The organism is Novosphingobium olei (assembly GCF_012927405.1).
Taxonomy (GTDB): domain Bacteria; phylum Pseudomonadota; class Alphaproteobacteria; order Sphingomonadales; family Sphingomonadaceae; genus Novosphingobium; species Novosphingobium olei.
Window position 1 is genome coordinate 143,459 of record NZ_JABBGM010000009.1, and the last position, 7,351, is coordinate 150,809.

Consider the following 7,351-nt stretch of genomic DNA (forward strand, 5'->3'; position numbering starts at 1 on the left):
GCGTGAGCGTTACCGCCCGCATTCACCAGAGCGTCGGCGAAATCGACGCCGCGGCGTGGGACGCGCTTTCGGACGGCAACCCGTTCACCAGCCACGCCTTCCTCGCCCTGCTCGAAGAATCGGGCAGCGTGGGCGAAGGCACCGGCTGGTCCCCCCTGCCGGTGGTGATCGAGGACGAGGCCGGCCTGCCCGCCGCCGCGCTTCCCGCCTATCTCAAGAGCCACAGCCAGGGCGAATATGTGTTCGACCACAGCTGGGCCGATGCCTGGCACCGCGCGGGGGGCAGCTACTATCCCAAGCTGCAGATCAGCGTGCCGTTCACGCCTGCGACGGGCCCGCGCCTGCTGACCGGCCAGCGCCCCGACCTTGCCGTGCCGCTGCTCAAGGTCGCCGAACAGCTCTGCGTCCAGAACGAACTGTCGAGCGCGCACGCGACCTTCATCGCGCCCGAACAATTGCCGGTGTTCGAAGAGGCCGGCTGGCTGCTGCGTTCGGACATCCAGTTCCACTGGGACAATCGCGGCTATGCCAGCTTCGACGATTTCCTCGCCGCGCTGTCGTCGGAAAAGCGCAAGAACCTGCGCAAGGAACGCGCGAAGGCGCAGGACGGCGTCACCATCCGCGCCCTGACCGGAGCCGATATCAAGCCCGAGCACTGGGACGCCTTCTGGGTGTTCTACCAGGACACCGGCGCGCGCAAATGGGGCCGGCCCTACCTGACCCGCGAAGCCTTCGACCTGATGGGGGAGCGCATGGCCGACAAGGTGCTGCTGGTGCTGGCCTTCATCGACGACCAGCCGGTGGCGGGCGCGCTGAACTTCATCGGCACCCACGCGCTCTACGGCCGCTACTGGGGCGCGGTGATCGACAAGCCGTTCCTGCACTTCGAGCTGTGCTACTACCAGGCGATCGACGCCGCGATCGCGCTGGGCCTCGACCGTGTCGAAGCCGGCGCCCAAGGCCAGCACAAGCTGGCGCGCGGCTATGCCCCGGTGCGCACGTGGTCCGCCCACTGGATCGCCGACAAGGGCTTCCGCCGCGCGGTGGCAGACTTCCTGGAGCGCGAACGCGCCGGCGTGGCGCAGGACCAGCTATGGCTGGGCGAGCGGACGCCGTTCAGGAAGGGGTAGGGAAAGAGAGCGGGACCCCGGGTCAGGCCCGGGGTGACGGCAATCCCTACCTCTCCTGGTCACCCCGGGCTTGACCCGGGGTCCCGCTTGGGACTTGTCCATCAGGACCCGCGCGCGATGGGTGCCGAACCAAGCGCTCCGCGACTGAACGGGACAATCCCCCCTCCCCGTGTCCCTGAGCTTGTCGAAGGGCCGTTCTTTCTTCGCGAGTGCCGCGCCCCGGCTCAGAAGAAGGACAGTGCTTCGACAGGCTCAGCACAAGCGGGGAAAGGGGAAGGGCCTGCTCGGGGCCCCTTATACCAACTTGCGTGGTCATTGACTCACGGGGGATTCCCAAGGCGATGAAAATCTGAATCTATGGCGCTGTGACTTTGGGGTGTGGCGCCATGGGTTCAGCGATCAGCTTGCGGGAGGATTTTGACGGGACGGCGCTGCGCCGATTGTCGAGGACGACGAAGAGCGCGAACCAGGCGCGTCGGCTGCTGGCCTTGGCCGAGATTTACGACGGCGGCAGTCGGAGCGCGGCGGCTCGGATCGGCGGTGTGGGACTTCAGATCGTGCGGGACTGGGTGCTGCGGTTCAATGCCCACGGCCCCGACGGACTTCTGGACGGCAAGGCACCCGGCCCCCGCTCGCGGTTGAACGATGCGCAGCGTCGGGCACTGGTCGATGTTGTGGAAAGCGGTCCGATCCCGGCGATCCACGGGGTGGTGCGCTGGCGGCTGATCGATCTGGTCCAATGGCTCCATGACGAATTTGCAGTCTCGCTCGACGAGACCACGGTCAGCCGCGAGCTGAAAAAGCTGGGCTATGTGAAACTCACCGCCCGGCCTCGGCATCATGCCCAGAACGAACATGCGATGGAGGCCTTCAAAAAGGGGGCTTCGCTGCCGAGTTGGCAAAAGTCAGAGCCTCCCTCCCGAAGGGTACGCCGATAGAAATCTGGTTCCAGGACGAAGCCCGCGTCGGCCAGAAGAACAAGATCACCCGGCGCTGGGCGAGGCGCGGGAGCCGGCCCTCGGCGCCGAAGGATCAACGGACAATATCGGCCTACATCTTCGGCGCGATCTGCCCGGAACATGGCAAGGGCGCCGGGCTGGTCCTGCCCTTCTGCAACACCGAGACCATGGCCCTGCACCTGGCCGAGATCTCGCTTGCTGTCGCGCCCGGCGCTCACGCGGTCGTCCTGATGGATCAGGCCGGCTGGCACACCACCGGCAAGCTCGAGGTTCCCGGCAACGTCAGCATCGTTGCGCTGCCCGCAAAGTGCCCCGAGCTCAACCCGGTCGAGAACATCTGGCAGTTCATGCGCGACAACTGGCTGTCGAACCGGGTTTTCACCTCCTACGACAACATCATCGACCACTGCTGCGAGGCCTGGAGCAAGCTCATCGACCAGCCTTGGCGCATCATGACCATCGGCCGCCGCCAATGGGCTCGTGGGTCATGATCCATGCAGGTTGGTATTACGCAATCACCCCGAACAGGTCGTGCGCGTCGGCTTCCTCGATCAGCACGTCGGCGAAGTCGCCCGCCTTCAGCGTGGCGGGGACGTTGCGCAGGTACACCGCGCCGTCGATCTCGGGCGCATCGGCCTGGCTGCGTGCGGTGGCGCCGATGTCGCCGTCTTCGTCCGGTTCGCCCACTTCGTCGATGATCACGCGGATCGTGCGGCCGACCTTGGCGGCGAGGCGCGCGGCGCTGATGCCTTCCGTCTTTTCCATGATGCGGCGGAAGCGGTCTTCCTTGACCTCTTCGGGCACCGGATCGGGCAGGTCGTTGGCGGCGGCGCCTTCGACCGGTTCGAAGCGAAAGGCGCCGACGCGATCCAGTTGCGCTTCGTCGAGCCAGTCGAGCAGGTACTGGAAGTCCGCCTCGGTTTCCCCGGGGAAGCCGACGACGAAGCTCGAACGGATGGCAAGGTCGGGGCACACTTCGCGCCAGGCCTTGATGCGTTCGAGCACCTTGGCCTCGTTCGCCGGGCGCTTCATGGCGCGCAGCACGTTCGGGCTGGCGTGCTGGAACGGGATGTCGAGGTAGGGCGTGACGAGCCCTTGCGCCATCAGCGGGATCACCGCGTCGACGTGGGGGTAGGGATAGACATAGTGCAGCCGCACCCACGGCGTCTGCCCATCGGGGGTGCGCAGCTTGCCGAGTTCGCGCGCCAAGTCGGTCATGTGGGTGCGGACCGGCTCGCCTTTCCACAGGCGTTCTTCATGGCGCACGTCGACGCCATAGGCCGATGTGTCCTGGCTGATCACCAGCAGTTCGCGCGTTCCCGCCGCGACCAGCTTTTCGGCTTCGCGCAGCACCGCATCGATGCGCCGGCTGGCGAGCTTTCCGCGCAAGGACGGGATGATGCAGAAGGCGCAGGCGTGGTTGCAGCCCTCTGAAATCTTCAGGTAGCTGTAGTGGCGGGGAGTGAGCTTCACATCGCCCGGCTCGGCCTGCGGGATCAGGTCGATGTAGGGCCCCATGCTGGGCGGGGCGGCTTCGTGCACCGCTTCGACCACGTCTTCGTACTGGTGCGCGCCGGTGACGGCGAGGACCTGCGGGAACTTCGCGCGGATCACCTCGGCTTCGTTGCCCATGCAGCCGGTGACGATCACCCTGCCGTTCTCGGCAATCGCCTCGCCAATCGCGGCAAGGCTTTCCTCCTTGGCCGAATCGAGGAAGCCGCAGGTGTTGACCAGCACCACGTCGGCGCCGGCATAGTCCGCGCTCATGGCATAGCCATCGGCGCGCAGACGGGTGAGGATGCGTTCGGAATCGACCAGCGCCTTGGGGCAGCCGAGGCTGACCATGCCGACTTTCGGCTGGTCGGGAATCGCGACAGGAGTGTTGGAAGCCATTATGGCGGCGGCCCATAGCGCCATTTGGCCGCGCCGTCACCAACCGCTATAGCGCGCCCATGCTGCGCATCACCATCGCCAAGGGATCGGCCGAGGATCACATCCGCGTGACGCGGATCGATGGCTCGGTCATCGAGACCCGCTTCCCGCACAAGGGACCGGTGCCGCACGATGCGGTGCACCTGTTCGTGGAGCGCGCGCTGGGCCTGACGCGCGGTTTCTGGGGCCTTGTCGTGCAAGGGCGGCACCCGGAGGCGCTGGTCGAACTGGCCAAGGCGGGAGGCCATGCCAGCGTGGGCCGGGCCACCGTGCCCGATGCCGAAATCGTCGAGCTGCTCCAGGCCGAGCGGATGGTCGAGGCGTACGAGGCATTGCTGTGGAGCGGTGGCGGCAGTCTCGACGATGTGCTGGCGATGGCGCAGGTCGGTTGCGAGACCAGCTTCGTGCCCGTGCCGCCGCTGGACGAGGCGACGCATCGTGCCATCGCGGGCGCGATCGACGACTTTTCAAGAGGTTGGATCGGCGGAGCGAAAGGTCACGTCGTTGAACTGAGCTGGCCCTGATTTGCCAAGCCAGACCGCAAGGGTTAGGCACTCACGGCGAAAAGTTAACGGGGCGGGGCGCCAAGAAGTCGGGGCAAGGGAAGAACACGCAATGGGTCCTGTGAACTGGCTGGCGGTGCTGGCCGCCGTCGTGGTTGCTCTGGTGGTTTCGGCAGTGTGGTACGGCCCGCTGTTCGGCCGGGCGCGCCTTGCCGAAGTCGGCCCCGGCGGCCTTGGCGTGCGCGCGGCACCGGGTCGGACCGTGGCGTTGACCGCGGTGCTGCTGCTCGTTTCGTCGAGCATGATGGGCCACATGTTCGCGCGCGTGGGGCAGGATACGCTGAGCGTGAAGCCCTGGCTCTATTTCATGATGTCGGGCGGGCTGGCCGGGGCGTTCGTGGTGCCGTCGCTGTGGATCAGCTACACCCACCAGCGCATTTCGACGCGGCTGGCGCTGATCGATGCGGGCTTCTGGATCACCGCCTATCTGGCGATGGGGCTGACCTTCTTCCTGTTCAAAGCCTGACCGGAAGGTAGGCATAAGGATCGCGCGGCACGTTGTTGCGGCGCACTTCGAAATGGAGCGTGGGCGCGGCCGCCTCGCCGCTCTTGCCGATGCGCGCGATGGTCTGGCGGGCGGTGACCTGCTGCCCTTCGCGCACGCTGATCGCGCCGAGGTAGGCATAGGCGGTGGCCCAGCCGTTGCCGTGGTCGATCACGATCAGCTGGCCGAAGCGTTCGGGCTCGGTCCCGGCGAACACCACCCGCCCGGCGGCGGCGGCGTGGACGGTCATCCCGGCGAAGGCGGCGAGATCCATTCCCCGATTTGGGCCGTTATTGGGGCGCCCCTTCACCGGCACGCCATAGCGGCCGACGACTGCGCCCGAGGTTGGCCAGGCAAGGCGCGGGGCGTCTGCCTCGCGCGCGTGGGCGGGGATCGGTTCGGGCACCGGGCGGGGCGAGGGCATCGGGCGCGGCGGCGGGGGCGGGCGGCGCGGGGGTTTCGGGCTGGGCTGCGGTTTTGGCTTTGGTGATGGCGTGGCGGCTGGCGTCGCTACCGGCGTCGGCTGGGTCGTGGACTGGACCGGCGGGCGGACGAGGCCGGGGGGATCGGGGCGGCGCAGCACTTGCCCGGGCGTGACCGTCCAGGGATAGGGCAGCGCGTTGGCGGCGGCGAGGTCCTTCTGCGTCACGCCCATGCGGCGGGCGATGGTGGCGAAGGTATCGCCGGCGCGCACGACATATTGCCACGCGACGATGGGCGCTTCGCCGGGGGCGGCGAGCACGGGCTGCGGGGAAAGGGGCGCCGCCAGTGCCAGAAGCAGAGCGGCGCGCCGGATCACGGCAGCGGGACCAGCCGGGTGAGGCCGCCGGTATAGGGCAGCAGGGCTTGCGGCACGTCGACCGAGCCGTCCTCCTGCTGGTAGTTTTCCAGTACCGCCACCAGCGTGCGGCCGACGGCGAGGCCCGAGCCGTTGAGCGTGTGGACGAACTCGGTGCCTTTTGCGCCTTCTGGCCGATAGCGCGCGTTCATGCGGCGGGCCTGGAAATCGCCGCAGTTGGAGCACGACGAAATCTCGCGATAGGCGCCCTGGCCCGGCAGCCAGACTTCGAGGTCATAGGTCTTGCGCGCGGTGAAGCCCATGTCGCCGGCGCAGAGCAGCATCTTGCGATAGGGCAGGCCCAATGCCTGCAGCACGCCTTCGGCGCACTGCGTCATGCGTTCGTGTTCGGCTTCGGAGTCTTCCGGGCGGCAGATCGAGACCAGCTCGACCTTTTCGAACTGGTGCTGGCGGATGAAGCCGCGCGTATCGCGCCCCGCCGAGCCCGCTTCGGAGCGGAAGCAGGGGGTCAGCGCGGTCATGCGCAAGGGCAGGGCGGTATGGTCAAGGATCTGGCCCTGCACCGCATTGGTGAGCGAAACCTCGGCGGTGGGGATCAGCCAGCGGCCGTCGGTGGTCTTGAACAGGTCCTCGGCGAACTTGGGCAGTTGCCCGGTGCCGAACACGGCCTCGTCCTTCACCAGCAGCGGGGGCAGGCATTCGGTGTAGCCGTTCTCTGCCGTCTGCTGGTCGAGCATGAACTGCGCCAGCGCGCGGTGGAGGCGGGCCATCTGGCCTTTGAGGAAGGTGAAGCGCGCGCCCGAGATCAGCGCGCCGGTCTCGAAATCGAGGCCCAGGGCGGGGCCGATGTCGGCGTGTTCGCGGGCGGCAAAAGCGAAATCACGCGGGGTGCCCCAGCGGCTGACTTCGACGTTGCCGTCCTCGTCCTCGCCTTCGGGCACTTCGGCGGCGGGGAGGTTGGGATGCGCAGCAAGCGCCGCATTCTGTTCGGCGGTGAGGCGGCGTTCCTCTTCCTCGAGGCCGGGCAGCTCGGCCTTGAGCGCGGCGATTTCGGCCTTGAGCGCTTCGGCGGCTTGCCTGTCGCCCTTGCCCATGGCGGCGCCGATGGCCTTCGACGCTTCGTTGCGGCGGGCCTGCGATTCCTGCATCCGCGTGGCGATGGCGCGGCGCTGTGCATCGAGCGCAAGGATGGCGGCCGACTGCGGCGCAACCCCACGGCGGGCGAGCTGGGCGTCGAAGCTTTCCGGATTTTCGCGGATCAGGCGGATATCGTGCATGGGGCCGGGCTATGCCGCCGGCCCGCGCGCGATGCAAGGATTGCCAGCGCACGAGGGCGCATCCGGCGGCGAGCCCGGACGATGACGCCGTGGGGAAGATACGGACCTGCGCGACCGGCGCGGGCGCCATGCGTGGCGCTTGCGCGTGGAGGGCAAGAGGAACGCTGTGGCGAGTGGCCGGCGGGGCGTTGGCTATCCCGGATCGGC

The 7,351-nt window shown here is 67.7% G+C and carries 7 protein-coding genes; 4 read left to right on the top strand and 3 right to left on the bottom strand.

Annotated elements, in window-relative coordinates:
* Positions 1-2 precede the first annotated feature (2 nt).
* Together HHL27_RS17350 and HHL27_RS17355 are read left to right on the top strand one after the other, a co-directional pair.
* The gene (locus HHL27_RS17350) at positions 3-1,130 is read left to right on the top strand and encodes a GNAT family N-acetyltransferase (RefSeq protein WP_169494646.1); all 1,128 of its coding nucleotides are present in this window, start codon (positions 3-5) and stop codon (positions 1,128-1,130) included.
* Positions 1,131-1,516: 386 nt separating this feature from the next.
* A protein-coding gene (locus HHL27_RS17355; protein WP_169494647.1) for an IS630 family transposase occupies positions 1,517-2,580 on the top strand; the annotation gives its coding sequence in 2 pieces (ribosomal slippage) (positions 1,517-2,008 and positions 2,011-2,580; 1,062 coding nt in all).
* A 16-nt stretch (positions 2,581-2,596) separates the two neighbouring features.
* Here the strand turns inward: HHL27_RS17355 and rimO are convergent.
* Positions 2,597-3,982, bottom strand: coding sequence for a 30S ribosomal protein S12 methylthiotransferase RimO (gene rimO, locus HHL27_RS17360; RefSeq protein WP_169494648.1), 1,386 nt, complete (start codon positions 3,980-3,982; stop codon positions 2,597-2,599).
* A gap of 59 nt (positions 3,983-4,041) precedes the next feature.
* Between rimO and HHL27_RS17365 the strand changes: the two genes are divergently transcribed.
* Together HHL27_RS17365 and HHL27_RS17370 are read left to right on the top strand one after the other, a co-directional pair.
* Entirely contained in the window at positions 4,042-4,545 is a 504-nt protein-coding gene (locus HHL27_RS17365; protein ID WP_169494649.1) for a hypothetical protein, read from the top strand.
* Between the two features lie 91 nt (positions 4,546-4,636).
* Positions 4,637-5,050, top strand: a complete 414-nt coding sequence (locus HHL27_RS17370) for a DUF1761 domain-containing protein (protein WP_206069672.1) — start codon at positions 4,637-4,639, stop codon at positions 5,048-5,050.
* Here HHL27_RS17370 and HHL27_RS17375 read toward each other — a convergent pair.
* Both HHL27_RS17375 and serS read right to left on the bottom strand, forming a co-directional pair.
* Positions 5,040-5,867 carry a peptidoglycan DD-metalloendopeptidase family protein gene (locus HHL27_RS17375; RefSeq protein WP_169494650.1) on the bottom strand — a complete coding sequence of 276 codons (828 nt, stop codon included), beginning with the start codon at positions 5,865-5,867 and terminating at the stop codon, positions 5,040-5,042. The genes HHL27_RS17370 and HHL27_RS17375 overlap by 11 nt on opposite strands.
* A complete protein-coding gene (gene serS / locus HHL27_RS17380; protein WP_169494651.1) occupies positions 5,864-7,144 on the bottom strand; it encodes a serine--tRNA ligase in 1,281 nt (426 codons plus the stop codon). The genes HHL27_RS17375 and serS overlap by 4 nt, the downstream gene beginning before the upstream one ends.
* Positions 7,145-7,351 lie beyond the last annotated feature (207 nt).

Coding starts and splice junctions, on each gene's coding strand:
- rimO (WP_169494648.1), bottom strand. CDS start 3,982: ATGGCTTCCAACACTCCTGTCGCGATTCCCGACCAGCCGAAAGTCGGC.
- HHL27_RS17365 (WP_169494649.1), top strand. CDS start 4,042: ATGCTGCGCATCACCATCGCCAAGGGATCGGCCGAGGATCACATCCGC.
- HHL27_RS17370 (WP_206069672.1), top strand. CDS start 4,637: ATGGGTCCTGTGAACTGGCTGGCGGTGCTGGCCGCCGTCGTGGTTGCT.
- serS (WP_169494651.1), bottom strand. CDS start 7,144: ATGCACGATATCCGCCTGATCCGCGAAAATCCGGAAAGCTTCGACGCC.